Origin of the sequence: Sphingomonas endophytica (assembly GCF_001476895.1) — a bacterium.
GTDB classification, from domain to species: domain Bacteria; phylum Pseudomonadota; class Alphaproteobacteria; order Sphingomonadales; family Sphingomonadaceae; genus Sphingomonas; species Sphingomonas endophytica_A.
Genome location: NZ_LDTB01000001.1, coordinates 166275 through 190720 on the forward strand (window position 1 = coordinate 166275; position 24446 = coordinate 190720).

General features: G+C 68.7%; 23 protein-coding genes. 12 read left to right on the forward strand and 11 right to left on the reverse strand.

Annotated elements, in window-relative coordinates; genetic code table 11:
* The first annotated feature begins 2 nt into the window (after window positions 1-2).
* Window positions 3-1238: a cell wall hydrolase gene (locus NS334_RS00845; RefSeq protein WP_342585524.1), complete on the forward strand. Its 1236-nt coding sequence runs from the start codon at window positions 3-5 to the stop codon at window positions 1236-1238.
* A gap of 118 nt (window positions 1239-1356) precedes the next feature.
* Here NS334_RS00845 and NS334_RS00850 read toward each other — a convergent pair whose 3' ends face one another.
* The 4 genes from NS334_RS00850 to hisI are packed head-to-tail and all read right to left on the reverse strand — an operon-like array spanning window position 1357 to window position 4463.
* Window positions 1357-3159, reverse strand: coding sequence for an acyl-CoA dehydrogenase C-terminal domain-containing protein (locus NS334_RS00850; protein ID WP_058754065.1), 1803 nt, complete (start codon window positions 3157-3159; stop codon window positions 1357-1359).
* 4 nt (window positions 3160-3163) lie between these two features.
* On the reverse strand, window positions 3164-3583 hold the full coding sequence (locus NS334_RS00855; RefSeq protein ID WP_058754066.1) for a MerR family transcriptional regulator: 420 nt from the start codon (window positions 3581-3583) through the stop codon (window positions 3164-3166).
* A 32-nt stretch (window positions 3584-3615) separates the two neighbouring features.
* The gene (locus NS334_RS00860; RefSeq protein WP_153002525.1) at window positions 3616-4104 is read right to left on the reverse strand and encodes a hypothetical protein; all 489 of its coding nucleotides are present in this window, start codon (window positions 4102-4104) and stop codon (window positions 3616-3618) included.
* Complete coding sequence (hisI, locus tag NS334_RS00865) at window positions 4101-4463, reverse strand: phosphoribosyl-AMP cyclohydrolase (protein WP_058754068.1); 363 nt, start codon at window positions 4461-4463, stop codon at window positions 4101-4103. Before hisI ends, NS334_RS00860 begins: the two co-directional genes overlap by 4 nt.
* 128 nt (window positions 4464-4591) lie before the next feature.
* Here hisI and purF point away from each other — a divergent pair, with 128 nt between their 5' ends.
* Entirely contained in the window at window positions 4592-6049 is a 1458-nt protein-coding gene (gene purF / locus NS334_RS00870; RefSeq protein ID WP_058754069.1) for an amidophosphoribosyltransferase, read from the forward strand.
* A gap of 110 nt (window positions 6050-6159) precedes the next feature.
* A complete protein-coding gene (locus tag NS334_RS00875; protein WP_058754117.1) occupies window positions 6160-6867 on the forward strand; it encodes an SDR family NAD(P)-dependent oxidoreductase in 708 nt (235 codons plus the stop codon).
* 67 nt (window positions 6868-6934) lie between these two features.
* Here the strand turns inward: NS334_RS00875 and NS334_RS00880 are convergent, their stop codons facing one another.
* From NS334_RS00880 to NS334_RS00890, 3 genes are read right to left on the reverse strand one after another with little or no spacing between them, the layout of a single operon-like run.
* Entirely contained in the window at window positions 6935-8146 is a 1212-nt protein-coding gene (locus NS334_RS00880; protein WP_083500152.1) for an SAM-dependent methyltransferase, read from the reverse strand.
* Window positions 8147-8157: 11 nt separating this feature from the next.
* Window positions 8158-9498 carry a cryptochrome/photolyase family protein gene (locus NS334_RS00885; RefSeq protein WP_058754070.1) on the reverse strand — a complete coding sequence of 447 codons (1341 nt, stop codon included), beginning with the start codon at window positions 9496-9498 and terminating at the stop codon, window positions 8158-8160.
* Window positions 9499-9507: 9 nt separating this feature from the next.
* Entirely contained in the window at window positions 9508-10428 is a 921-nt protein-coding gene (locus NS334_RS00890; protein WP_058754071.1) for a histone deacetylase family protein, read from the reverse strand.
* 63 nt (window positions 10429-10491) lie between these two features.
* Here NS334_RS00890 and NS334_RS00895 point away from each other — a divergent pair, with 63 nt between their 5' ends.
* The 8 genes from NS334_RS00895 to NS334_RS00930 are packed head-to-tail and all read left to right on the forward strand — an operon-like array spanning window position 10492 to window position 18970.
* A complete protein-coding gene (locus tag NS334_RS00895; protein WP_083500153.1) occupies window positions 10492-11469 on the forward strand; it encodes an alpha/beta hydrolase in 978 nt (325 codons plus the stop codon).
* 31 nt (window positions 11470-11500) lie between these two features.
* Window positions 11501-11983, forward strand: coding sequence for an RNA pyrophosphohydrolase (locus tag NS334_RS00900; RefSeq protein WP_058754073.1), 483 nt, complete (start codon window positions 11501-11503; stop codon window positions 11981-11983).
* 13 nt (window positions 11984-11996) lie between these two features.
* Complete coding sequence (locus NS334_RS00905) at window positions 11997-13055, forward strand: DUF481 domain-containing protein (protein WP_241491762.1); 1059 nt, start codon at window positions 11997-11999, stop codon at window positions 13053-13055.
* Between the two features lie 23 nt (window positions 13056-13078).
* The gene (locus tag NS334_RS00910) at window positions 13079-14281 is read left to right on the forward strand and encodes a hydrolase (protein WP_058754074.1); all 1203 of its coding nucleotides are present in this window, start codon (window positions 13079-13081) and stop codon (window positions 14279-14281) included.
* The gene (locus NS334_RS00915; RefSeq protein WP_058754075.1) at window positions 14278-15294 is read left to right on the forward strand and encodes an arginine N-succinyltransferase; all 1017 of its coding nucleotides are present in this window, start codon (window positions 14278-14280) and stop codon (window positions 15292-15294) included. Before NS334_RS00910 ends, NS334_RS00915 begins: the two co-directional genes overlap by 4 nt.
* A complete protein-coding gene (locus tag NS334_RS00920) occupies window positions 15291-16544 on the forward strand; it encodes an N-succinylarginine dihydrolase (RefSeq protein ID WP_058754076.1) in 1254 nt (417 codons plus the stop codon). The genes NS334_RS00915 and NS334_RS00920 overlap by 4 nt, the downstream gene beginning before the upstream one ends.
* Entirely contained in the window at window positions 16541-16786 is a 246-nt protein-coding gene (locus NS334_RS00925; protein ID WP_058754077.1) for a hypothetical protein, read from the forward strand. The genes NS334_RS00920 and NS334_RS00925 overlap by 4 nt, the downstream gene beginning before the upstream one ends.
* 57 nt (window positions 16787-16843) lie before the next feature.
* A complete protein-coding gene (locus NS334_RS00930) occupies window positions 16844-18970 on the forward strand; it encodes a TonB-dependent receptor (RefSeq protein ID WP_058754078.1) in 2127 nt (708 codons plus the stop codon).
* Between the two features lie 110 nt (window positions 18971-19080).
* On the opposite strand, the gene NS334_RS00935 is transcribed toward NS334_RS00930, so the two are convergent.
* From NS334_RS00935 to NS334_RS00950, 4 genes are all read right to left on the reverse strand, one after another.
* Window positions 19081-19596, reverse strand: coding sequence for a GNAT family N-acetyltransferase (locus NS334_RS00935; protein ID WP_058754079.1), 516 nt, complete (start codon window positions 19594-19596; stop codon window positions 19081-19083).
* A gap of 1 nt (window position 19597) precedes the next feature.
* Window positions 19598-20020 carry a nucleoside-diphosphate kinase gene (ndk, locus tag NS334_RS00940; protein ID WP_058754080.1) on the reverse strand — a complete coding sequence of 141 codons (423 nt, stop codon included), beginning with the start codon at window positions 20018-20020 and terminating at the stop codon, window positions 19598-19600.
* A gap of 79 nt (window positions 20021-20099) precedes the next feature.
* A complete protein-coding gene (locus NS334_RS00945; RefSeq protein WP_058754081.1) occupies window positions 20100-20540 on the reverse strand; it encodes a DNA polymerase III subunit chi in 441 nt (146 codons plus the stop codon).
* A gap of 10 nt (window positions 20541-20550) precedes the next feature.
* Window positions 20551-21990, reverse strand: coding sequence for a leucyl aminopeptidase (locus tag NS334_RS00950; protein WP_058754082.1), 1440 nt, complete (start codon window positions 21988-21990; stop codon window positions 20551-20553).
* Window positions 21991-22142: 152 nt separating this feature from the next.
* Between NS334_RS00950 and NS334_RS00955 the strand changes: the two genes are divergently transcribed.
* Window positions 22143-24383, forward strand: coding sequence for an LPS-assembly protein LptD (locus NS334_RS00955; RefSeq protein ID WP_193752964.1), 2241 nt, complete (start codon window positions 22143-22145; stop codon window positions 24381-24383).
* Window positions 24384-24446: the final 63 nt, after the last annotated feature.

Genomic DNA, 24446 nt, shown 5'->3' on the forward strand with positions numbered 1-24446 from the left:
AGTTGAACGCGATCCTCGCCGGGATCGCGACGGTGGCGCTCGCGGTGCCGACATGGGTGGTCACCCGGCCGCCCACGGTGCCGCGCGCCATCGCCGCGAAGGTGACCAAGCCCCGGCGCGTGGTGGCGCAAACCGAAATCCCCGAGGTCGAGCCGGTCGCGTTCCAGGACCTGACGCCGGAGGATGCCCGCCTCTACAACGCCGGCATCCCGTTCGTGCGTGGCCCGAATCCGGCGGCGCGCCCGTTCCGCTTCGTCGGCGACGAGGCGCAGCGCGCGCGTGCCACCGACTGTCTGGCTGCGGCGGAATGGTATGAGGCGGGCGACGACCCGGTCGGGCAGCGCGCGGTCGCGCAGGTGGTCCTCAACCGGCTTCGCCATCCGGCCTTCCCCAAAACCGTTTGTGGCGTCGTCTTTCAGGGACAGGAGCGCAGCACCGGTTGCCAGTTCACCTTCTCGTGCGACGGCGCGCTCGCCCGCCATCCGTCCGACCCGGCATGGGAACGTGCCCGCAAGATCGCGGCCGAGGCGCTGGACGGCAAGGTCTTCGCGAAGGTCGGCTACGCGACACATTATCACACCGATTGGGTGGTGCCGTACTGGAGCGCGAGCCTCGACAAGCTGGCGGAGGTCCACACGCATCTCTTCTTCCGCTGGACCGGCTGGTGGGGCACCCCGCCCGCCTTCCGCCGCGCGGTGTCGAGCGACGAGCCGGTGATCCCGAACCTCGCCGCGATCTCGCCCGCGCACCGGCTGGCTGGCGCGCTGGACGAAGCCGCCGGGGCGATGGCGGCCGCCGCACCGCTGACCGGCGCGCCCATCGTCGCCGCCACGCCGGTGGCGGGTGAACCCGACAGTTTCGCGGTCGCGCTGGACGGCCTGCCGGAACGGTATCCCGACGTCGCGAAGGTGGCGTGCGGGATGCGCAGCCGCTGCAAGTTCCTCGGGTGGACCGACAAGGCCATGGTGCCGAAGAGCGCGGGCACCACGCCGCAGCAGATGACCGCGATGTCGTTCAGCTATTTTCGCGACCGCGAGGTCGGGCTGGAACGCGAATTGTGGAACTGCCGCGAGTTTCCGCGCACCGGGCCGGGATTGTGCATGAAGCGTCAGGTGGTGCCGGTGACGCCGCCCGCGTCGACCGCCGGACCGCCGGGTCTGCGCCTTCCCGATGGCCTCGACGGCGTTCGCCGACGCGAGGCGCCCGCTGTCGCGCCAACGCCGACGGCCATACCCTAGCGGCGACCGCGCCAGCGCGTCATTCCCGCAACGGCCGCGACCGTAGGGCGTCCGGACGCCCTACGGTCGCGGGAGTGACGGAAAGGGCGACGAACCAGGCCGCCCCCTCCCCCTTCGCTCACGCCGCCGCGAACATTTCCGGCGGCAGTGCCATGATCGCCTCGGCACCGCCCTCGATCTGACGGCGCAGCGACCCGGCCTCCGGCAGCACCCGCTCGGCGAAATAGCGCGCCGTCACCAGCTTGGCATCGAGGAACGCCGCATCGCCCGCGCCCTCGCCCTTCAACCGCGCAGCCGCCGTGGCCATGCGCAGCCACATCAGGCCCACCGCGACCGTGCCCACCAGATGCATGTACGGCACCGCGCCCGCGCCGACATTGTTCGGGTCCTTCATGCCATTGGCCAGGAACCACATCGTCGCAGCCTGCAACTCGCCCGCTGCCTTTTCCAGCCGCTGCGCAAGATCGGCGACCGCCGGGTTGGCCTTGCCCGCGGCGATCTCGGTCATCACCAGCCGACCGAACGCCTGCACCGCGCGCCCGCCGTTCTGCGCCAGCTTGCGCCCGACAAGGTCCATCGCCTGCACGCCGTTGGTCCCTTCATAGATCATCGCGATCCGCGCATCGCGGACATACTGATCCATGCCCCATTCGCGAATATAACCATGCCCGCCATAGACCTGCTGCGCGTTGGTCGCGATCTGATAGCCGCGATCGGTGCCGACGCCCTTGATGACCGGGGTCAGCAGCCCGAGCAGGTCGCCCGCCAGCTGCCGGTCCTCCTCCGCATCGGCGTTATGTTCCAGATCGGCCTGCAGCGCGCCCCACAGGCAAAGCGCGCGCAGCCCCTCGGTCCAAGCCTTGCCGTCCATCAGCATCCGGCGCACGTCCGGGTGGACGAACAGCTTGTCGGCCTTTTCACCCGGTTCGGCGGGGCCGGTCAGCGCGCGGCCCTGACGGCGATCCCTCGCATACTGCACGGCATTCTGGTACGCGGTCTCGGCGACGCCCAGCCCCTGCAACCCGACGCCCAGCCGCGCGGCGTTCATCATGATGAACATCGCGGCCAGCCCCTTCATTTCCTCGCCGACCAGCCAGCCGGTCGCGCCGTCATAGTTCATGACGCAGGTCGAATTGCCGTGGATGCCCATCTTGTGCTCGATCGAGCCGCACGACACCGCGTTGCGCGCGCCAAGCGACCCGTCGTCCTCGACCAGCACCTTGGGCACCACGAACAGCGAGATGCCCTTCGAGCTGTCCGGTGCACCCGGCGTCTTGGCAAGCACCAGATGGATGATGTTGTCGGTCAGGTCGTGCTCGCCGGCCGAGATGAAGATCTTGGTGCCGGTGATCCTGTAGCTGCCGTCGGCCTGCGGCTCGGCGCGGGTGCGGATCAGGCCCAGATCGGTGCCGCACTGCGGCTCGGTCAGGTTCATGGTGCCGCCCCATTCGCCCGACACCATCTTCGGCAGATACTTCTGCTGCTGCTCGGGCGAGCCCTTCACCACCAATGCGGCGATCGCACCGTGCGCGAGGCCCGGATACATGGCGAACGCCATGTTGGCGGAGATCATATATTCCTGGAACGCGGTCGAGACGACGTGCGGCATCCCCTGCCCGCCGAACGCTTCCGGCGCGCTCAGCGTGCCCCAGCCCGATTCGACGAACCTGGCATAGGCTTCCTTGAAGCCTTTGGGCGTCGTCACGCTGCCGTCGTCATGGCGGGTGCAGCCTTCCAGATCGCCCGACTGGTTGAGCGGGAACAGCACCTCGGCGACGAACCGGCCGCCCTCTTCCAGCACCGCCTCGACGGTATCCGGCGTCGCGGCGGCAAAGCCGGCGACGTTGGCGTAACGGTCCAGCCCGACGACATGTTCGAGCACGAAACGGGTATCGCGGATCGGTGGCGTATACTGCGGCATCGTCTCACTCTTTCCTGGTAGCGCCACCTTCGAGCACGTCGACGAATTCGGCGAGCTCGGTGATGGCGGCGTCGATGTCGTGCTTCTGCTGTTCCAGCGCGGCAATGCGGCTGCGACAGCGCGCGATCGCGACCGCGCGCTGCGTCTGGCGGCCGTCGCCGAGATCGTAGAGGTCGATCATCTCGCGGATGTCCGACAGGCTGAACCCGACGCGCTTGCCGCGCAGGATCCACGCCAGCCGCGCGCGGTCACGATGCGAATAGATCCGCACCATCCCGCGCCGCTCGGGCGCGATCAGCCCTTCGTCCTCGTAGAACCGCAGCGCGCGCGGGGTGACGCCGAATTCCGCCGACAGGTCGGTAATCGTGAAACTTTCACGATCCGGGCGGGGCGGGACGACGGCATAGGCAGCGGAAGCGCTCATGCCGATGATGATGCCTTCCCTTTACGTGAACGTCAAGCGCCGCAAAGCAGTTCGCCGTCCGCGCCGCGCAGGCGCGCCGCCTCGCCGGCCGCCTCGCTCAGCCGCTCGACCATCAGTCCGTCCAGCGCGGCGCGCCCCTGGCACAGCGAGGCGCAGCCATCCGGCACCCGAGTGGGGAAGGCGAGCAGATCGCCGTCGCGCCGCGCGGTGAAGCGACAGCCCGTGCCGAAATCTATGGTCAACGAGTCCCGTCCGCCGGCGCTGCCCCGCGCGACACACCGCTGCCCCACCCCATAATCGACACTGACCCCGATATCATAGCGCCGGCCGCGCCGGGCGACGCACAGCCGATTCTCGCCAGCGGCATAGACGCCGGCAGCGTCCCGCGAATCGCCCATCATCCCAGCCTGCCGGGCCGCGGCCTCCAGCGCGCGTCCGGCGGTCGGCTCACCGGCTTCGGCCGTCGGGCGCGAACAGCCGGTCGCGAGGATCAGCGCCAGCAAACCGGCGATTCGCCTCAATCGATCCGCTCCAGCCCGCCATCGCCGATCCGGCGGTAGAAGCAGCTCGGTGCCCCGGTATGGCAGGCAGGCCCCGCCGGATCCGCGATCACCCAGAGCGCGTCCTGATCGCAATCCACGCGCATTTCCACGACGCGCAGGACATTGCCGGAGGTCTCACCCTTCTTCCACAACCGCCCGCGACTGCGCGAGAAGAAGGTCGCCTCCCCGCTAGCGCGGGTCGCGGCGATCGCGTCGGCGTTCATATGCGCGACCATCAGCACGCAGCCGGTGGCGCGGTCGGTGACGACCGCCGTCACCAGTCCGGCGGAGTCGAATTTGGGCAGGAAGGCCGTGCCGGTTTCTCGCGGATCGCTCATTCTGACAGGCGGTAGAGCAGCGCGCGGCGACCGACAACGCGCGATCTGCCCGATCGGTCCCGCGGCTTGATGACATTTGCGCGACGCTCGCTATATGCGGCCCCGCACCACGCGAGCCCCCTGAGCTTATGCTGACCACACATCCGTTCGACGACGATCATCTCCACGAGGAATGCGGCATTTTCGGCGCTTCCGGTTCCGAAGGCGCGGCGGCGCTGGTGGCACTCGGCCTCCATGCGCTCCAGCATCGCGGGCAGGAAGCGGCCGGAATCACCAGCTTCGACGGTCGTGATTTCCACACCCATCGCGCGATGGGGCACGTCGCCGGCAATTTCGACCGCGACGACGTGATCCGCGCGCTGGCCGGCGACATCGCCTGCGGGCACGTCCGCTATTCGACGACCGGCGAGACCGCGCTGCGCAACGTCCAGCCGCTGTACGCCGAATTGCAGTCGGGCGGCTTCGCGATCGCCCACAACGGCAACATCTCCAATGCGATGCGGCTGCGGCGCGAGCTGGTGCGGCGCGGGTCGATCTTCCAGTCGACCTCCGATACCGAGACGATCATCCACCTCGTCGCGACCAGCCAGTATCGCACCCTGCTCGACAAGTTCATCGACGCGCTGAAGCAGGTCGAGGGCGCCTATGCGCTGATCGTGATGACGCCGGACGGGATGATCGCGTGCCGCGATCCGCTCGGCATCCGCCCGCTGGTGATGGGCAAGCTGGGTGACACGTACATCTTCGCCAGCGAGACGGTGGCGCTCGACGTGGTCGGCGCGACCTTCGAGCGCTCGGTGGAGCCGGGCGAGCTGGTCATCGTCCAGAACGGCGAGCTTCGCTCGATCCGCCCGTTCGATCAGGTGGCGGCGCGGCCGTGCATCTTCGAATGGGTGTATTTCTCGCGACCCGATTCGATCGTCGACGACCATTCGATCTATTCGGTCCGCAAGAACATCGGCGCACAGCTCGCGATCGAGGCACCGGTCGAGGCCGATCTGGTCATCCCGGTTCCCGATTCGGGTGTCCCGGCCGCGATCGGCTATGCGCAGGAATCGGGCATCCCGTTCGAGCTGGGCATCATCCGCTCGCATTATGTCGGCCGCACCTTCATCCAGCCGGGCGACAAGGTTCGCCATCTGGGCGTCAAGCTGAAGCACAACGCCAATCGCGCGCTGATCCAGGGCAAGAAGATCGTCCTGATCGACGATTCGATCGTGCGCGGCACCACGTCGCTCAAGATCGTGCAGATGATGCGCGAGGCGGGCGCGGCGGAAGTCCACATGCGCATCGCGTCGCCCCCGACCCGGCATAGCTGCTTCTATGGCGTCGACACGCCGGAGCGCGCCAAGCTGCTGGCGGCGAAGCTGGACCTCGGCGGGATGACCGACTTCATCCATGCCGACAGTCTGGCGTTCGTGTCGATCGACGGACTCTATAAGGCACTGGGCGAGGCGCAGCGTGCCGAAGGTCGCCCGAAATATTGCGACGCATGCTTCACCGGCGACTATCCGACGACGTTGACCGACCATGATGAATCGAGCGCGATCGACCAGCTGGCGATGCTCGACGAACGGGTGAACTGACCCTTCCGCCCCATCATGCCGGGCCTGTCCCGGCATCGACCGTGCCGCAGGAGCGGCGATCAACATGTTCGGGGGCCGCTGGTGCCCCGAACAAGGCCGGGATGACGTTCATGACCAAGCCTCTTGCCGACAAACTCGCGCTGGTGACGGGCGCGAGCCGCGGGATCGGCGCCGCGACCGCGATCACGCTGGCGGCGCAGGGGGCGCATGTCGTGCTGACCGCGCGCACCGCAAAGGGGCTGGAGGAGATCGAGCAGGCGATCTTTGACGCGGGCGGCTCCGCGACGATCGCACCGCTGGACTTGGCGCAGAGCGATTCGATCGCGCGACTGGCGACGGCGATCGGCGAACGCTGGCAGGCGCTGGATATCATGGTGCTGAACGCCGGGATGCTCGGATCGTTGGCCGCGGTCCCCGCGATCGATGCCAAGGAGTTCGCGCAGGTGCTGACGCTCAACGTGTCGGCGCAGGTGGCGCTGCTCCAGTCCTTCGATCCGATGCTGCGCCGCTCGGCCGGTGCACGGGTGATCGGCGTCACTTCGTCGGTGGCGCGTCAGCCGCGTGCCTATTGGGGCGCCTATGGCGCGTCGAAGGCAGCGTTCGAGACGCTGCTCGAAGCCTATGGCGACGAACTGGCCGAGGTCAGCAAGGTACGCATCGCGGTGCTCGACCCCGGCGCCACCCGCACCAAGATGCGCGCCCGCGCTTATCCGGGCGAAGACCCTGCGTCGGTGAAGCCGCCCGAGGTGGTCGCCGAGCGGATCACGGCGCTGGCCATCGAGGGCTTCGAGGCCAACCACCGCGAGCGTGTGGGGTAAGGACGGCTATCCCTCACCCCGGCGCAGGCGGTGGTGACGTGCTGAAGGTGGGTTGAAGCGACCTGCCCTATCCCTTCACCAACGTCACCTGCATCACGTCGATGCCGCCGCCGCGAAAGCCGCCTTCGCAATACATCAGATAATAGCGCCACAGCCGTTCGAACCGCGCATCGAACCGTTCCGGCAGGCGCCCCTCCGCGACCGCGCGATCGAACCGCCGACGCCATTCCAGCAACGTCTCGGCATAATCGAGACCGAACCGCCGCTCGTCGGTCCACGCCAGACCTTGCGCCTCCGCGCTCGCACGAAACCGGCTCGCCGACACCAGTGATCCGCCCGGAAACACGTAGCGCTGAATGAAATCCGCGCTGCCGTTGTACTTGTGCCAGATATCGTCCGCGATCGTGATGAGTTGCAACGCCGCGCGACCACCCGGCGCCAGCACGCGCGCGATCGTCGCCAGATAGGTCGACCAATATTCCGGCCCGACCGCCTCGACCATCTCGATGCTCGCCACCGCGTCGTAAGCGCCGGTCGCGTCGCGATAATCGGTCAGCCCGACCGTCACCCCCGACAATCCGCGCGCCAGCACCTGCTCGCGCTGCTCGGTCGACAGCGTCAGCGCATGGACCTTGACCCCCGCGGCCGCAGCGGTGGCCGCGAACGAGCCCCAGCCGCACCCGATCTCCAGCACCGTCTGCCCCGCGACCGCGCCGGTCCGCGCCAGCACCGCGTCCAGCTTGCGCTGCTGCGCCACCTCCAGCGGTTCGCCCTCCGTGACGTCCAGCGCGCTGGAATAGGTCAGCGTCGCATCCAGCCACTCGCGATAGAAGTCGTTGCCGAGATCGTAATGCGCGGCGATGTTGCGGCGCGATCCCGCGCGGTGATTGCGCCGCAGCCGATGCGCCACCCGCATCGCCAGCCGCATGCCATGCTTGGCGCGCGCGACATCGCCCAGCGTCGCCCGGTTGCGCATGAACAGGTCGAACACCGGCACCGGATCGGGGCTGGTCCAGTCGCCCGCTTCCCACCCTTCGTACCAGCCGACGGAGCCGGCGGTCACCAGCCGCCACAACGCGCGCCAGCGCACCAGTCGCACGATCGCGACCGGGCCGTCGGCATGGCCCCCGATCAGCCGGTGCGTGCCATCGGGCAGGCAGGCCTCGATCGCGCCCTGCGTCAGGCCCCGGTCGATCCGGTCGAGGATGCGATCGAACAGCGGCGCCAGCCACCGCCCGCGTCGCGTCGGGGAAGGAAAGTGCGAAGTCGCCGCGTCCATGACGGGCGCGCCTACCGCACCTTTCTGCCCGCCGCCAGCGCGCGTTCACGCGCCTCGCGATGCCCGATCAGCTTGGGCGCGTAATCCTTGGGAAGGCAACCCGCCGCCTCGGGATCATGGATCGCGTCGTCGGACAGCCCGGCCAGTTCCGGCACCCACTCCCGGATGTAATCGCCCGCGTCGAACTTCTCGGATTGGGACAGCGGCGCCATGATCCGTCCGAACATGTTCGCATCGACCCCGGTCCCCGCCACCCATTGCCAGTTGACGGCGTTGTTGCCGTAATCGGCATCGATCAGACAGTCCCAGAACCAGCGCTCCCCCTCGCGCCAGTCGATCAGCAAATGCTTGATCAGGAAGGAGGCGGTGATCATCCGCACGCGATTGTGCATCCAGCCGGTCCGCCACAATTGCCGCATCCCGGCGTCGACGATTGGATAACCGGTCCGCCCGCGCTGCCACGCGCGCAGGTCGCGTCGCGCCGCCGCCCCGCTGCGCCACGGCAATGTGTCATAGGCGGCGCGACCGTTCTTCCGCCCATAATCCGGCATCGCCAGCACCACGCCATCGGTGAAGTCACGCCACGCCAGTTCCTTCCGGAACGTCACGTCGTGCGCGCCGCTGGCGTGCCACACCGCGCGCGGCGAGACCTCACCGAAATGCAGGTGCGGCGACAGGCGCGACGTTCCCTCCTGCGACGGCATGTTGCGGCGATCGTCATAGCCGTCGAGGTCGAGCGTGGCGATCTTGCGCTGCGCCTCCGCCTCGCCGGGTGTCCAGTCGAATCCGCCCGACCAATCGGGCTTCGTCGGCAGCAGGTGCCAGTCCGTGAGGCTTTCCGATGACGGCCAGCGCTCCGGCGCCGCAATCGTGTGCGGTACCGGCAATGGCGTTTCGGGCGGCAGATGCGCCTGCAATCCCTTCCAGAACGCCGAGTAGATGCGGAACTGCCCGCCGGACCCGGTCGTCACACGCTCCGGCGGCGCGAGGTGATTGCCGTCGTGAAGGCAGAGGCGCTCGCCGAGCGCGTCCTCGGCCTTCCGCCACCATGGTTCGTAATGGCGGATCGCATGGATGGCGGTCGCCCCGGTTTCCTCCATCAGCGCGGTCAGCGTCGCGACGGCATCGCCACGCCGCAGGATCAGCCGGCTGTGCTTCTTCGTATAGGCGTGGCCGAGGGCGGCGAGGCTGTGATGCAGCCACCATCGCTGCGCGCCACCGATCCGCCACGCCCCCGGGGCGTCATCGTCGAGGATGTAGACCGGGATCACCGGCCCCTCCTGCGTCGCGGCGGTCAGCGCCGGGTGGTCGTGGAGGCGCAGATCCTGCCGGAGCCAGAGCAAGGTGGTCATCGGAACGCGCTACGAACGATCGCCGGGCCCGGTTCCCGCGAAGGCCGCCGCCAGCGTTTCGATCACCCGCACGTGCCGCGCCGCGATCGCCAGCACGTCGTCGCCATAACCGCCGCCGACCGTGCTCGCCAGCGGCACCCCTGCCGCGATCGCCATGTCGGCCACCAGCCGGTCGCGGCGCTCCAGCCCTCCGGCGCTCAGCGCCAGCCGCCCAAGCCGGTCCTCGGCAAACGGATCCACGCCGCCCTGATAGAGGATCAGCGTCGGCTGCCACTCCGCCATCAACGGCGCGAGCGTGCCCTGCAGGATCGTGCAATATTCCTCGTCGCCGATGCCGTCCGCCAACGGCACGTCGAGCGTCGAGCGCGCCTTGCGGACCGGAAAGTTCTTCTCGGCATGGATCGAATAGGTGGCGATCTGGGGATGGCCGGCGGTCAGGGCGGCGGTGCCATCGCCCTGATGGACGTCGACATCGACGATCAGGACGCGCGGCGTCGCTCCCTCCTCCACCAGCCGCAGCGCGGCGATCGCCAGGTCGTTGAAGATGCAATAGCCCGCGCCGGTATCCGCCAGCGCATGGTGGCTGCCCCCGGCCGTGTTCGCCGCAAAGCCGTGGTCGAGCGCCAGCCGAGCCGCCAGATACGTGCCGCCAGGTACGAATTCGGCACGACGCGCGACCGTGGCGGTGATCGGGAAGCCTATCCGGCGTTCCTTCTCGGGCGGGACCGCCGCCGTCAGCACCTGCGCGACATAATCGGGATCGTGCGCATGTTCCAGCCACGCGCGCGGCATCGGCTCCGGCTCGAACCACGTGACCGCGTCGCCACGCGCCCGCAGCAGGTCGCGGATCGCGCCATTCTTTCCCCAGCGATAGGTGCTGCGGGCGGGCGCTTCGGTGACGTAGGAAGGATGGTGGACGACCCGGATCATCGCCCTAAGATAGGCGCTGACGAACCGCGCGCCATGACCCTGGCGCCCGGCAGGAGTGACCCGATGACCGCGCCGACGACTGCTCCCATGCCCTTCGTTCGCCCCGACGTGGGCGCATTTCTGGACTATCTGAACAAGCTGCCCGGACCGCGCACGCACGAGATGGAGCCGGCGGCGGCGCGGCAGGTGATGCGCGCGATGCGCGACGTCACCGATGCGCCGCCGGGCGAACTGGCGGTGGTGCGCGATCTGTCGATCCCCGGCCCGGCGGGCGCGATCCCGGCACGGCTGTTCGACGCGCGCGAAACGCGCGATGCCGGGCCGGCGGTCGTGTTCTTCCATGGCGGCGGCTGGGTGATCGGCGATATCGACACCTACGCCAGCTTCACGGCGGAGATGGCACGTCAGCTCGACCTGCCGGTCATCTCCGTGGACTATCGCCTCGCGCCCGAGGCACCGTGGCCCGCCGCGCCGGATGACGCGGAGGCGGCGGCGCGCTGGGTGGCGACCAGCCCCCCCGAACTGGGACGCGCGATCACCGGCCTGGTGCTGAGCGGCGACAGCGCGGGCGGCAATCTGACGGTCGTGACGGCCGCCGCGCTGCGCGACGCACCCGCGGCGGTGCCGGTGATCGTGCAGGCGCCGATCTACCCGGCGACCGACGCCTCACGGCCGTATGAATCGTTCGACGCCTTTGCAGACGGTTACCTGCTGACCCGCGATGCGATGACGTGGTTCGGGCGCCACTATGCCGCCGATCCCGACCATGCGCGCTTCTCGCCGCTGGTCGCGTCGGTGGCCGGGCTGCCGCCCGCAGTAATCGTGACCGCCAGCCTAGACCCGATCCGCGATCAGGGACGCGCCTATGCCGCCGCGCTGGCGCTGGCCGGGGTTTCCGTGACATTTCAGGAAGCGGTCGGCAACATCCACGGCTTCATCACGCTGCGCCGCGCGATCCCGTCGAGCCGGCAGGACGTCGCCGGCTATCTCCGCGCGGTGAAGTCGGCGGTGCTTGCGGCGGAGCAACCGGCGGCGGGTTGAAGCGGTCGTCCGCCCGGCCTATCGAACCGCCATGACCGAGACAGACACGCTGCCCTATCGCCCCTGCGCCGGGGTGATGCTGACAAATCGCGACGGCAAGGTATTCGTCGGACAGCGCATCGATAACGTGCTGGAAGCATGGCAGATGCCCCAGGGCGGCATCGATCCGGGCGAGGACGCCCGAACGGCCGCGATCCGCGAATTGCGGGAGGAGACCGGCGTCACCGCCGACAAGGTGACGCTGATCGCCGAGGCCCCGAAGGAATTCTTCTACGACCTGCCGCCCGAGATGATCGGCAAGGTATGGAAGGGTAAGTATCGGGGACAGCGCCAGCGCTGGTTCCTGTTCCGCTTCGAGGGTGAGGACGGCGACATCCGCATCGACACCCCGCACCCGGAATTCCGCGCGTGGCGTTGGGCCGATCCCGTCGATCTGCCGCGGCTGATCGTGCCGTTCAAGGCGCAGCTCTATCGCGACGTGCTGTCCGCCTTCGCCGCGCATCTGCCCGCCTGATCCGCCGCGCGCAATGCTCGTCACGCTGCTGGGCACCATCTGCTTCGCCGCGCTGCCCGAACCGGCGGTGGCGCAGGCGGCGCGACGTTCGCGTGTCGTCCGGCGCAGCCGGCGCGTCAGCACGCTGAGCCGTCCGGAGCTGGAGGTCGAAGCGGTCACGATCGACGCGCCGCCGCCCACGGTCCCGCCGGCGGAACTGGGCACGTTGGGCGCGACGCTCGACAAGATCCCCGGCCCGGAAATTCCGCCGGAGATCCGCGCCATGCTCGACGCCGCGATGCAGGCCAACGACGAGAGCGGGGTCGACGCGATCGTCAAATATTCGAAGAACGGCGATCCCGGCTCACGCGATCTGGTGCTGCGCCGTGCCACCGACTGGAAGGAGGCGCGCGCCCGCGCCCGCAACGAACGCGTCCGAAGCGCCAGCGCGTTCGAGCTGTGGAGCGGTCGGGTCGAGGCCGGCGGGTTCATCTCGACCGGCAATTCCGACGTCACCGGATTGACGGCGGTGGCGGACCTGACCCGCGAGGGCTTGCGCTGGCGGCATCGCTTGACGGCGCAGGCCGATCTACAGCGTACCGGCGGCGTGACCAGCCGCGAGCGGTACGCGGCCGGATATCAGCCCAACTACAAGATCAACGATCGCGGCTATATCTACGGCAACGGCCAGTACGAATCGGATCGGTTCCTCGGCTATTTCAGCCGCTATTCGGGGTCGGTCGGCGCCGGATACGGCGTGATCCGGCGCAACGCGCTGACGCTCGATCTGGAGATCGGCCCGGCGTTCCGACAGACCGACTTCACCGATCGGACGATGCAGGGCAGCCTGGCGCTGCGCGGCAGCATGGACCTGAACTGGACGCTGGTCAGCGGGCTGGTGGTAACGCAACAGGCGTCAACGTATTGGGAACGCTACAACAGTACGATCCGCAGCGTGTCGGCGATCGAAGCCAAGCTGCTGGGGCCGCTGTCGGCGCGCCTATCCTACACGCTGCAATATGAAAGCGAGCCGCCGAACGGTCGGCTGACCACCGACACCACCAGCCGGGCGTCCCTGGTCTATACCTTCTGACCGGTGCCGGTTAGAACTGGTGTATGGAGAGAGTAACGGTCATCGAACGCGCGGCGGTCGAGCGCCTCGACGCGGGCGCGATGCTGTCGCGGGTGGAGCATTGGGCAGCGATCAACAGCGGGACGCGCAACCTGGCGGGATGCGCGGCGATGGCGGACATGCTCGCCAATGCCTTCGCGGCCCTGCCCGGAACGATCCGGCTGGTCGAGCCCGAAGCGGCTGAGACGGTCGGCGACGACGGGCGCGTCGCGGCGCTGGCGCACGGCCGCCACCTTCACCTGTCGGTGCGCCCCGATGCGCCGCTCCGGCTGCTGCTGACCGGACACCTCGATACCGTCTACCCCGCCGACCATCCGTTTCAGGCGCTGACATGGCGTGAACCCGGCGTCCTGAACGGTCCCGGGGTCGCTGACATGAAGGGCGGGCTGGCGGTGATGCTGGAGGCGTTGCTGGCGGTCGAGGCGCTCGCACCGCGCATCGGCTATGATGTCGTCATCAATTCGGACGAAGAAACCGGGTCCTTCTCCTCCGCCGCCCTGCTGGCGCAGGCGGCGCGCGGCAAGGTAGCCGCGCTGACCTACGAACCCGCGCTGCCGGACGGCACGCTGGCGGGTGCGCGAGGCGGAACCGGCAATTTCTCGATCGTGGTGCGCGGCCGCGCGGCGCACGCCGGGCGCAACCCCGAGGAGGGCCGCAACGCGATCGTCGCGGCCGGCGCGCTGGCGGTGCGGCTGCACGGCGAGCGATCGCCACGGCTGGCGGTCAATCCCGCCCGGATCGACGGCGGCGGCCCGAACAATGTCGTCCCCGACCTGGCGGTGCTGCGTGTCAACTTCCGCCCCGCCGATGCGGGCGAGATTACACGCGCGCGCGCCGCGATCGATGCCGCCGTCGCCGACATCCGTGCGACGCACGAGGTGGACATCGAGGTGCATGGTGGATTCAACCGTCCTCCCAAGCCGATCGACGCCGGTGCGGCGCGGCTGTTCGAGGTGGTGCGCGCCGCCGGTGCCGATCTGGGTCAGCCGATCGGCTGGCGCGACACCGGTGGCGTGTGCGACGGCAACAATATCGCGGCCTGCGGCGTGCCGGTCGTCGATACCATGGGCGTTCGCGGCGGCGCCATTCATTCAGCGGAGGAATTTCTGATCGTCGCCAGTCTCGCCGAACGCGCGGCGCTTTCCGCGCTGACCATCCTCCGCATCGCCGATGGAGCCATGGCATGACCTTCGTGATCCGTGCCGCGAATGCCGACGATCTCGCGCATCTGTACGAGATGGCGAAGCTGACCGGCGGCGGTTTCACCAACCTGCCGCCCGATCGCAACGCGCTGACCGCCAAGCTGGAGCGCAGCGCGCTGGCGTTCGGGCATGACGACACGTCGCTGACCGACGAACTGTTCGTGCTGATGCTGGAAAATGTCCGGACGGGCGAGGTGCGCGGGACGTGCCAGCTGTTCACGCATGTCGGGCAGAAGCACCCGTTCTACAGCTATCGCATCGGTACGCTGACCCAGCACAGCCGGGAGCTGTCGCGGACGTTCCGCGCCGAGATGCTCTCGCTGACCACCGATCTGGAGGGCGCCAGCGAGGTCGGCGGGCTGTTCCTGCATCCCGGTGAACGCGCGGGGGGGCTGGGCCTGTTGCTGGCGCGCAGCCGCTATCTGTTTATCCGCGAGCATCGCCCGCGCTTTGCCGACCGGACGCTGGCGGAGCTGCGCGGCGTGATCGACGAGGCGGGCGGCTCGCCCTTCTGGGACGGGCTGGCCGGGCGCTTTTTCGGCATGGGGTTCCAGCAGGCTGATGAGTTCAATGCCGTCAACGGGCATCAGTTCATCGCCGATCTGATGCCCAAGCACCCGATCTATACCGCGATGCTGTCCGAGGGCGCGCGCGCCGCGATCGGGATGCCCCACCCCTCCGGCCGCGCCGCGATGCGGATGCTGGAGAACGAGGGATTCGCGTTCGAGAACTACATCGACATCTTCGATGGCGGCCCGACCATGACCGTTCGCACCGACCAGATCCGCACGATCCGCGAGGCGCAGGAAGCGCAGGTCGTCGCGATCAGCGAGGACGGCGCGGCCGAGGCACTGGTCGCCACCGCGCGGCTGGCGTCGTTCCGCTGCGCCTATGCCCGGATCGGGACAGCCGATGGCGGCGTCACGCTGGACCGTGAGGGCGCGGCGGCGCTAGGCGTCGGGCCTGGCGACCGGGTGAGCTGGATCGGACGGATATGATACGCGAGATCAATTTCGACGGGATCGTCGGGCCGAGCCACAATTACGCCGGGCTGAGCCCCGGCAACCTCGCCGCGACCGCGAACGCCGGGCAGGTCGCGCGACCGCGTGCCGCCGCGTTGCAGGGCATCGCGAAGATGCGCGCCAATCTGGCGCTGGGGCTGGTACAGGGCGTGCTGTTGCCGCATCCGCGCCCCGATCATGACTGGCTGGGGCGGCTGGCGATCGATTACGACGCCGCGCCGGGCCATCTGAAAGCGCAGGCGCTGTCGGCATCGGCGATGTGGGCGGCCAATGCCGCGACCGTTTCTCCCGCGCCCGACACCGCCGACGGACGCTGCCACCTGACCGTCGCCAATCTGGTGACGATGCCGCACCGCAGCCATGAATGGCGCGCGACGCTGGCGCAGTTGCGCGTGGCGTTCGCGGACGAACGGTACTTCGTGGTCCAGCCGCCAGTCCTTCCGCCGTTCGGCGACGAAGGGGCGGCCAATCACATGCGGCTCTGCACGGGCCACGACGCGCCCGGGGTGGAGGTGTTCGTCTATGGCGTGTCGGGTGGCCCCTTCCCGGCCCGCCAGCATGTCGAGGCAAGCCGTGCGATCGCGCGTGGTCACGGGCTCGATCCGGCGCGGACCCTGTTCGTCCAGCAATCGGTTGCCGCGATTTCGGCGGGCGCCTTTCACAACGATGTCGTGGCGGTCGCGAACGAGCGCGTCCTGCTGGCGCATGAACAGGCGTTCGAGGATCGCGCGGGCTTCCACGCCGACCTGCGACGCCTGCTGCCGGAGGTGGAGATCGTCGAGGTGCCCGCCGCAGAGGTCAGCCTGGCCGATGCGATCGGTTCGTACCTGTTCAACGCGCAGTTGGTGACGCCGCCCGATGGGCAGACGACGTTGATCGTGCCCGGCGAGGCGCGCGCCAACCCGCGTATCTGGTCGTGGATCACCGCGCATCTGGCCGGCAACGGGCCGATCCGCCGCGTCGAGGTGGTCGATGTCCGCGAATCGATGGCCAACGGCGGTGGGCCGGCGTGCTTGCGACTGCGCGTGGCGTGCGATCCCGCGACCGTCGATCCGCGCTTCCTGGTCGATGACGCACGGCTGGACATGATCGCAGGTGTCGTGGAGCGCCATTGGCCCGAGCAGATCGGCCCCGAGGCGATCGGCGATCCGGCACTGCTGACGCGGATCGCGCAGGCACGCGAGGCGTTGCTGGCGGCGATGGACCTCGCGGAACTGCGCGCATGATCGACAGACTTCAAGGGCTGGGCAGGCGCATCGCGCGGCTGTTCGTCGTCAAGACCAAGTTCGAGGCGTTCCTGCTGATCTATGCGCTGGCGGCCGGGGCGGTCGAGCGGGGCATGACCTATCTGCACCAATTTCCGGGCACTGCCGGCTGGATCATGTTCGTGGCGTGTACGCTGGTCGTGTTCATGGCCGGCGGCAAGATCCTTGATGGCGTCGAACGGGATGCGGCGCTCCAGCAATAGCGGACTTGATATGTTGTAACATTGCGGTAGTGAGGCGGCATAAAGGGAGTTCGCCTCATGAAAATGCTTTTGCTCGCCGCGGTGGCACTGTCGCCGCTCGCTCTGCCCGCCGCCGCGCAGAACGGTAGCGGAAGTCGTCAAGCCGATCCGCACCGCTCCGACGACGTGATCGTCACCGCGCCGATCCGGACCAGCGAAAGTGACGTGTTGCAGGGGACGTCGGTGCTGACCGGCGCGAACCTGACCCGCGAACTGCGCCCGACGATCGGCGAAACGCTGGCGCGCCTGCCGGGCGTGTCCGCGACCTCGTTCGGCCCCAGTGCCTCGCGCCCGATCCTGCGCGGTTTCCAGGGCGATCGCATCCGCGTGCTGACCGACGGCATCGGCTCGATCGACGTATCGAATACCTCGGTCGATCACGCGGTGGTGATCGATCCGCTGCTTGCCGAACGGGTCGAGGTGCTGCGCGGCCCGGCGGCGCTGCTGTACGGTTCCTCGGCGGTCGGCGGCGTCGTCAATGTCGTCGACCGGCGCATTCCGCGTGCCCTGCCCGAGAACGGCTACCGCGTCGACGCGATCGGCACCTATGGCAGCGCCGCCAACGAGCGCTCCATCGGAGGTGCCGCCGATGTGACCGCCGTCGGACCGCTGGTGCTGCATGTCGACGGATCGTACCTGAAGTCCGACGACCTGCGGATCGGTGGCCATGTCCTCTCGCGGGAGGCGCGACGCGCCTCGCTCGCACTGGCCGGCCAGCCGCAGGACACCGACGAACCGATCGACTTCGCCGGCAATGCCGCGCTGCGGGGCAAGCTGCCCAACAGCGCGGCGGAGACATGGACCGCCGGCGTCGGCGCGTCGATCGTCACCGATGGCGGGATGCTCGGCGCCTCCTATTCGCATTACGACAGCCTCTATGGCATCCCGGTCCGCTATGCGACCGCGATCGGGCAGGAGCAGGAAGCGCCGCGTCTCGATGTCGCGCAGGACCGGTACGATCTGCGCGCGGAGGTGACGCCGCATGGCGCGTGGGTCGATGCGATCAGGCTGCGCGCGGCTCACGCCAGCTACCGCCACTTCGAACTCGAAGAGAATGGCGAGGTCGGCACCGCCTTCTACAACAAGGGGCTGGAGGCGCGCGCCGAACTCGTGCAGGCGCGCCGCGGCGCGTGGCAGGGCGCCAGCGGCGTGCAATATTTCAGCCGCGCCTTCGATGTCGTGGGCGACGAGGCGTTCCTGCCGCGCAACGACACCGAACAGACCGGGCTGTTCACGCTGCAACAGTTCGAGAACGGCCGGTTCAAGGCCGAAGGCGGCCTGCGGTACGAGCACACGCGGCTGACCGCGGCGCCCGGCATTCGTGAGGGTACGGAGCGGTTCACCGCGCAGGACCGCAGCTTCGGCACCTGGTCCGGTTCGCTCGGTGCCGCCTACACGCTGGCGGATGGCGTCCGCGTCGGGTTGAACGCCTCGCGTACCGCGCGCGCGCCCTCGGCGGAGGAACTGTTCGCCAACGGCCCGCACGCGGGAACGCAGGCATATGAGCTGGGCAACCCGAACTTCCGCGCCGAAACGTCCTGGGGCCTGGAAGCGACGCTGCACGCGCACAGCGACATCTTCAGCCTCGACGCCTCGGCCTATTACAACTGGTTCGACAATTACATCTTCGAGACGCAGGTCGCGCCGGACGCGTGCGTGACGGCGGCCGGCGGCGAGGTGGACCTGCCGTGCTTCCGATATGCGCAAGCGAAGGCCCGCTATTACGGGTTCGAGGCGGATGCCTCGGCGCGGCTGGCGACAATCGGATCGCACACGATCACCGCCGACCTGCTGGGCGATTACGTCCATGCGGAGGTCGTCGATCGGGGCCCGGTGCCACGCATCCCGCCGCTGCGCCTGCTCGGTGGTCTGGAGGCGCAAAGCGATACCAGCAGTGCGCGCCTCGAGGTGGAGAAGGTTTTCGCGCAGCGCCGCACCGCGCCGTTCGAGACGGACACCGATGGCTATACGATGGTCAACGCCTCGCTGTCCTTCCATCCATGGGGCGGCAGCGACCGGCGTAGCATCCTGCTGGCGGCGAACAACGTCTTCAACGTCGAGGCACGCCGCGCGTCGAGCGTGCTGAAGGACTTCGCGCCGCTCGCCGGGCGCGACATCCGCGTCACCTTCCGTATGGGGATCTGAACCGGGCCTGCGGGCCGTTGGCATGCCGGACCCGTTCCGGCATCCACGTCGCCGCGCGCGTACCGGTCATCCGGTGCGCGCGCGTTACAGCGGCGCAACGGCGGACCGCGCTACAGCGCCCGTGCATAGATGAGGTCGTCGTGCCATGTCGCGCCGACCAGGAAGCGGCGCGCCCCCGCGATCACGAAGCCCTGCTTTTCGTAGAAGCGTCGCGCCCGGCGATTGCCGCCATGCACGCCCAGCAACAGCCGGCGGTGGCCGCTCGCGCGGGCATCGGCGATCGCCTGTGCCAGCAAGGCCGGACCAAGCCCGTTGCCGTGCGTGGGATGCAGCGCATAGATGCGCTTGAGTTCGATGTCCCCCGCCTGCACGGCGACCGGCAGGTCCGGAGCGGTCAGCAGCGTGTAGCCGAGCGGCGCCTTGCCGCTTACCGCCTCCGCCAGCGTGGCGATCGCGTCGGCCGCCAGATAGCGTCCAAAGGCCTCGGCGCTGCTGTGCCGGGAAACATGCGCGACGATATCCGCCGCGTCGAAGACGCCCGCAAACGCCTCCAGGAACGTGGCACCCGCGACCAGCGACAGTGCGGCGGCATCCGCCGCGCCCGCACGTCGCAGGTGCCAGTCCATATCAGCCGACGATCTCTTCCGGCTTGAAGAAATAGGCGATTTCAATCGCGGCATTCTCGTCCGAGTCCGACCCGTGAACGGTGTTCGCCTCGATCGACTCGGCCAGTTCCTTGCGGATCGTGCCCGGCTCGGCGTTCGCCGGGTTGGTCGCGCCCATGATGTCGCGGTTGCGCTGCATGGCGTTCTCGCCTTCCAGCACCTGTACGACGACCGGGCCGGAGATCATGAAGCTGACCAGGTCGTTGAAGAACGGCCGCTCCTTGTGGACGGCGTAGAAGCCCTCGGCCTGCTCGCGGGTCATGTGGATGCGCTTGGACGCGACGACGCGCAGGCCGGCTTCCTCCAGCATCTTGGTGACCGCACCGGTCAGGTTGCGGCGGGTGGCATCGGGCTTGATGATCGAAAAGGTACGGGTCGCGGCCATGACGGTCACGGGCTCCTGAAGATAAGAGAGAAAAGTGGCGCCGCCCTAGGCGTGGGGCCGCGCGGATGCAAGCCGGGCGTCAGGCGGCCTGCTCCCAGCGGCCGGCATCATTCTGTTTCCAGTAGCGACGCTCCACCCCTTCGCCGCCCGCCAGATCCTTCCAGGCCGCGCGCGCGGCCTGGATATGATCCTCATCGAAGAAATGGAACGCCCGCTCGAACGTCAGCGCGGCGGGGCGCCACTCTCCGTCGATCAGCGCGACGTGGCGCGCGCCATTGGCGGGCACCACGTCGGGGGCGATCAGGACCGGCTGTCGTGTATCGTCCGGGCCGCCCGCCTGCCCGTGCGGCAGGAAGCTGTCGGGCGCATAGTTCCACAACAGCCGGTCGATGGCGACGCGGCGGTCCTCGTCGCGGGCGACGACCAGCAGCCGGGCGCCCGATGCCACCACCTTCGCCGCGATCTGCGGCAGCGCCCGCTCCAGCGGCGTTCGCGTCAGGTGGTAGAAATCGACCTGCATCGACGCGGCCTCAGCCCTCGCAGACGTCGGCCACGAACCGGTCCAGGACGCGCACGCCATATCCGGTCGCGCCCTTCGCCCAGGTCGGGCCATCCTTGTCGGCCCAGACCATGCCGGCGATATCGAGATGCGCCCAGGCGACGCCCTCGTCCACGAAGCGCTTCAGGAACTGCGCGGCCGTGATCGATCCCGCGCCGCGCGGGCCGACGTTCTTCATGTCGGCGATGGGCGAGTCGATCAGCTTGTCGTAAGCGTCGGCCAGCGGGAAGCGCCACAATTGGTCGCCCGACGCACGCCCCGCCGCCAGGATCTGCTCGGCGAGCGTATCGTCGTTGGAGAACAGGCCGCCATATTCATGCCCCAGGCTGACGATCATCGCACCGGTCAGCGTGGCGAGATCGAGGATGCGCACCGGCTTGTGGGTGTTCTGGACCCAGGTGATGCAGTCGCACAGCACCAGCCGCCCCTCGGCGTCGGTGTTGATGACCTCGATCGTCTGGCCCGACATGCTGGTGACGACGTCGCCCGGGCGCTGGGCGTTGCCGTCCGGCATGTTCTCGACCAGGCCCATCACGCCGATCACGTTCGCCTTCGCCTTGCGCGTGGCGAGCGACAGCATCGCGCCGGCCACCGCCGCCGCGCCGCCCATGTCCCACTTCATGTCCTCCATCCCGGCGGCGGGCTTGATCGAAATGCCGCCGGTGTCGAAGGTCACGCCCTTGCCGACCAGCGCGGTCAGCGGCGCGTCACCACCGCCGCTCCACTTGAGGGCGAGCACGCGCGCCTCGCGTCGCGAGCCCTGCGAAACGCCAAGCAGCGCGCCCATGCCCAGCGCGCGAAGCTCGTCCTCTCCCAGCACCGTCGCTTCCAGCCCGAGGCCATCGACGGCGGCGAGGACGCGCTCCACGAACGTCTCCGGGTACAGGATGTTCGGCGGCAGCGTCGCCAGCGTGCGCGCCAGTCCCAGCCCGCGTGTCACCGCGTCGCGATCCGCCCAGCCGCTATCGTCGCCGACGATCGTGACGCGGGTCAGCGTCGGCTTCTGCTTCTCGGGCAATTTGGTGCGATATTCGTCGAAGCGCCACGCGCGCTGCGCCGCGCCCGCCGCGAACCGCGCGGCCGCCCGCCCGTCCACGCCGCTCAGGTCCGCCACGACCTCGCCGACCCCCGACGTCAGCAGGCGCGCCGTCAACGCCCCGCCCGCCCGCTCATAAGCGGCATCGTCGCCCGTGCCGACACCCAGCAGCAGCACGCGCTGCGCGCCCTCGCCGCCGGGGACGAACACCTCGGCTACGGTTCCCGCCTCTCCCGTGAAGCGCTGCCCGGCACCGGCGGCGGTCAGCAGCGCGTCGGCGCCCTCGACACGGCCGGCAAGCGCCGCGTCCTTTTCGACCGGCAGCGCGAGGACGTCGATCGTCGCGGGGCGCGTGGCGGCAAAGGCGATCTGCATTCGTGAATCCTCTTCCATCATGTCGCCTACCTAGGGACCGGTCCGCCAAATGGCAAAGCGTTGCAGGCGGGACGCGGCGGTGCGATAGGCGCGGGCGGTGCGACAGCCTATTCCGGCGTGTCGCGCGAAAACGGGGCAATGACGACGACGTGATGCGTTTCGATCTTCTCGCCGGTGGCGCGCTGGGGCTGGCGCTTGCCACGCCGGCCACGGCGCAGTCGTTGCAGGATCGCGCGACCGCGTCGCCCGCTTCCGCTCCGGTCGCCACGCCGGCTGCGCCCGCCGACAACGATCAGGTGCAGTTCAGCGCCGCGACGCTCGAATACGACTATAATGCCGATATCGTCACCGCCACCGGTGAGGTGCGGATGACCCGCGAGGGCGACCGGCTGCGCGCTGACAAGGTGACGTGGAACCGCAAGACCGGGCGCGTGCTGGCCACTGGCAATGTCGCGGTGACCAACCCGGAGGGCGATGTCGCGTATGGCGAATCGATCGAGCTGACGGATTCGCTGAAGGACGGCGTCGTCGACGATCTGCTGGTCGTGCTCGAACAGGGCGGGCGGCTGGCGGCGGTCCGCGGCGTGCGCGAGCCGAACGGCGTGCTGCAGCTTGATCGCGCCGTCTATTCCCCCTGCCCCGTCACCGACGCCAACGGATGCCCGCGCGAACCGACGTGGAAGATCACATCGGTGCGGGTCGTGTACCGGCCCGCGCGGCAGCGGCTGTATTTCGAGGGCGCGCGCTTTCACCTGTTCGGGCTGACCAGCCCGTCGCTGCCGCGCTTCAGCGCGCCGGTATCCGCCACCAACGATACCGGGTTGCTGACGCCCTCGTTCGGGCTGACGCGGCTGAACGGCGCGGAACTGGTGGTGCCGGTCAATTTCGCGCTGGGGCCCAATCAGTCACTGGTCGTCGCGCCGCACCTCTTTTCGTCGGAGTTGCCGATGATGGAGGCGCGCTACAGCGGCCTGAACGAGCTCGGCGCCTATTCCATCCGGGGTTTCGCGACCAGCAGCCGGCGAAGCGGCGACCTGTCGTCCGGCTTCACCACCCAGTCGGAGCGGGCGTTCCGCGGCTATCTGGACGGTGCCGGCCGGTTCCAGTTCGATCCCAACTGGAGCATGTCGGGTTCGCTGCGGCTGGTCACCGACCGCACCTTCCTGCGTCGCTACGACATCTCGAACGAGGATCGGCTGCGCACGAACCTGTCGATCGAGCGCATCGACACGGACAGCTACCTGTCGATCGCCGGCTGGGCGGTCCAGACGCTGCGCGTCGGCGATCTTCAGGGAATGCAGCCGGTGGCGCTGCCCGAGATCGACTATCGTCGCCGTGTTCCCGACGCGTTGCTGGGCGGGACGGTGCAGCTGCAACTCAACTCGCTCGCCCTGTCGCGCAAGGAGGGGCAGGATACGCAACGCGCCTTCGGCAGCCTTCGCTGGGACTGGCGCGGGATTACCGTGCTGGGACAGGAGGTCACGCTGACCGCCTTCGGACGCGCCGACGCCTATAATTCGCAGGACGTGGCGGCGACCGCCGTCGCCAGCTATCGCGGGATCGAGGGTTTCCAGACCCGACTGATCGGCGCGCTGGCGGCCGATATGCGCTGGCCGTTCGTCGGTGAGCTGTTTGGCGGCTTCCAGCGTTTCACCCCGCGCGTGCAGCTGGTCGCCACACCCCGGACGCGCAACATCCAGGTGCCGAACGAGGATGCGCGGGCGGTCGATCTCGAGGATTCCAACCTCTTCGCGCTCAATCGCTTCGCCGGTTACGATCGATGGGAGGACTCCAGCCGCGTCACCTATGGCGCGGACTGGGCGCTCGATCTCAGCGGCGTCTCGATTTCCGCCAATATCGGGCAAAGCTATCGGCTGAACACACGGGAAAGCATCCTGCCGGACGGCACCGGCCTCTCGGATCGCTTCTCCGATATCGTCGGCCGCACCAACATCCGCGTCGGCGATCTGGTGACGTTCACGCACCGGTATCGGCTGGACAAGAGCAATCTGGCGGTGCGCCGCAACGAGATCGACGCCACCGTCGGCACGCGCCGGACCTATGCGACGATCGGCTACCTACGCCTGAACCGCAACATCGACCGGCTGGAGGATCTGCAGGACCGCGAGGAACTGCGCGCGGGCGGCCGGCTCGCGTTCGCGCGCTTCTGGTCGGTGTGGGGATCGGCGATCGTCGACCTGACCGACCGCAGCGAGGATGTGCTGTCGACCTCCAACGGCTTCAGCCCGATCCGTCACCGCGTCGGCGTCGCCTATCAGGACGATTGTGTCGACCTGGGACTTACCTGGAAGCGTGACTACCGCAACGTCGGTGACGCACGCAGCGGCAACAGTTATCTGTTGACGCTTTCCTTCAAGAACCTCGGCCGCTAAGCCCCGGTTCAGTTCATTCGCGGCACACACGCCCACGTGCCCACGGGCGTGCACCATCGGGAT

Excerpts from the sequence above, each read along its gene's own strand:
- NS334_RS00850 (WP_058754065.1), bottom strand. The coding sequence starts at position 3,159 with ATGCCGCAGTATACGCCACCGATCCGCGATACCCGTTTCGTGCTCGAA.
- NS334_RS00855 (WP_058754066.1), bottom strand. The coding sequence starts at position 3,583 with ATGAGCGCTTCCGCTGCCTATGCCGTCGTCCCGCCCCGCCCGGATCGT.
- hisI (WP_058754068.1), bottom strand. The coding sequence starts at position 4,463 with ATGAGCGATCCGCGAGAAACCGGCACGGCCTTCCTGCCCAAATTCGAC.
- purF (WP_058754069.1), top strand. The coding sequence starts at position 4,592 with ATGCTGACCACACATCCGTTCGACGACGATCATCTCCACGAGGAATGC.
- NS334_RS00875 (WP_058754117.1), top strand. The coding sequence starts at position 6,160 with ATGACCAAGCCTCTTGCCGACAAACTCGCGCTGGTGACGGGCGCGAGC.
- NS334_RS00880 (WP_083500152.1), bottom strand. The coding sequence starts at position 8,146 with ATGGACGCGGCGACTTCGCACTTTCCTTCCCCGACGCGACGCGGGCGG.
- NS334_RS00885 (WP_058754070.1), bottom strand. The coding sequence starts at position 9,498 with ATGACCACCTTGCTCTGGCTCCGGCAGGATCTGCGCCTCCACGACCAC.
- NS334_RS00890 (WP_058754071.1), bottom strand. The coding sequence starts at position 10,428 with ATGATCCGGGTCGTCCACCATCCTTCCTACGTCACCGAAGCGCCCGCC.
- NS334_RS00895 (WP_083500153.1), top strand. The coding sequence starts at position 10,492 with ATGACCGCGCCGACGACTGCTCCCATGCCCTTCGTTCGCCCCGACGTG.
- NS334_RS00900 (WP_058754073.1), top strand. The coding sequence starts at position 11,501 with ATGACCGAGACAGACACGCTGCCCTATCGCCCCTGCGCCGGGGTGATG.
- NS334_RS00905 (WP_241491762.1), top strand. The coding sequence starts at position 11,997 with ATGCTCGTCACGCTGCTGGGCACCATCTGCTTCGCCGCGCTGCCCGAA.
- NS334_RS00910 (WP_058754074.1), top strand. The coding sequence starts at position 13,079 with ATGGAGAGAGTAACGGTCATCGAACGCGCGGCGGTCGAGCGCCTCGAC.
- NS334_RS00915 (WP_058754075.1), top strand. The coding sequence starts at position 14,278 with ATGACCTTCGTGATCCGTGCCGCGAATGCCGACGATCTCGCGCATCTG.
- NS334_RS00920 (WP_058754076.1), top strand. The coding sequence starts at position 15,291 with ATGATACGCGAGATCAATTTCGACGGGATCGTCGGGCCGAGCCACAAT.
- NS334_RS00925 (WP_058754077.1), top strand. The coding sequence starts at position 16,541 with ATGATCGACAGACTTCAAGGGCTGGGCAGGCGCATCGCGCGGCTGTTC.
- NS334_RS00930 (WP_058754078.1), top strand. The coding sequence starts at position 16,844 with ATGAAAATGCTTTTGCTCGCCGCGGTGGCACTGTCGCCGCTCGCTCTG.
- NS334_RS00935 (WP_058754079.1), bottom strand. The coding sequence starts at position 19,596 with ATGGACTGGCACCTGCGACGTGCGGGCGCGGCGGATGCCGCCGCACTG.
- ndk (WP_058754080.1), bottom strand. The coding sequence starts at position 20,020 with ATGGCCGCGACCCGTACCTTTTCGATCATCAAGCCCGATGCCACCCGC.
- NS334_RS00945 (WP_058754081.1), bottom strand. The coding sequence starts at position 20,540 with ATGCAGGTCGATTTCTACCACCTGACGCGAACGCCGCTGGAGCGGGCG.
- NS334_RS00950 (WP_058754082.1), bottom strand. The coding sequence starts at position 21,990 with ATGCAGATCGCCTTTGCCGCCACGCGCCCCGCGACGATCGACGTCCTC.
- NS334_RS00955 (WP_193752964.1), top strand. The coding sequence starts at position 22,143 with ATGCGTTTCGATCTTCTCGCCGGTGGCGCGCTGGGGCTGGCGCTTGCC.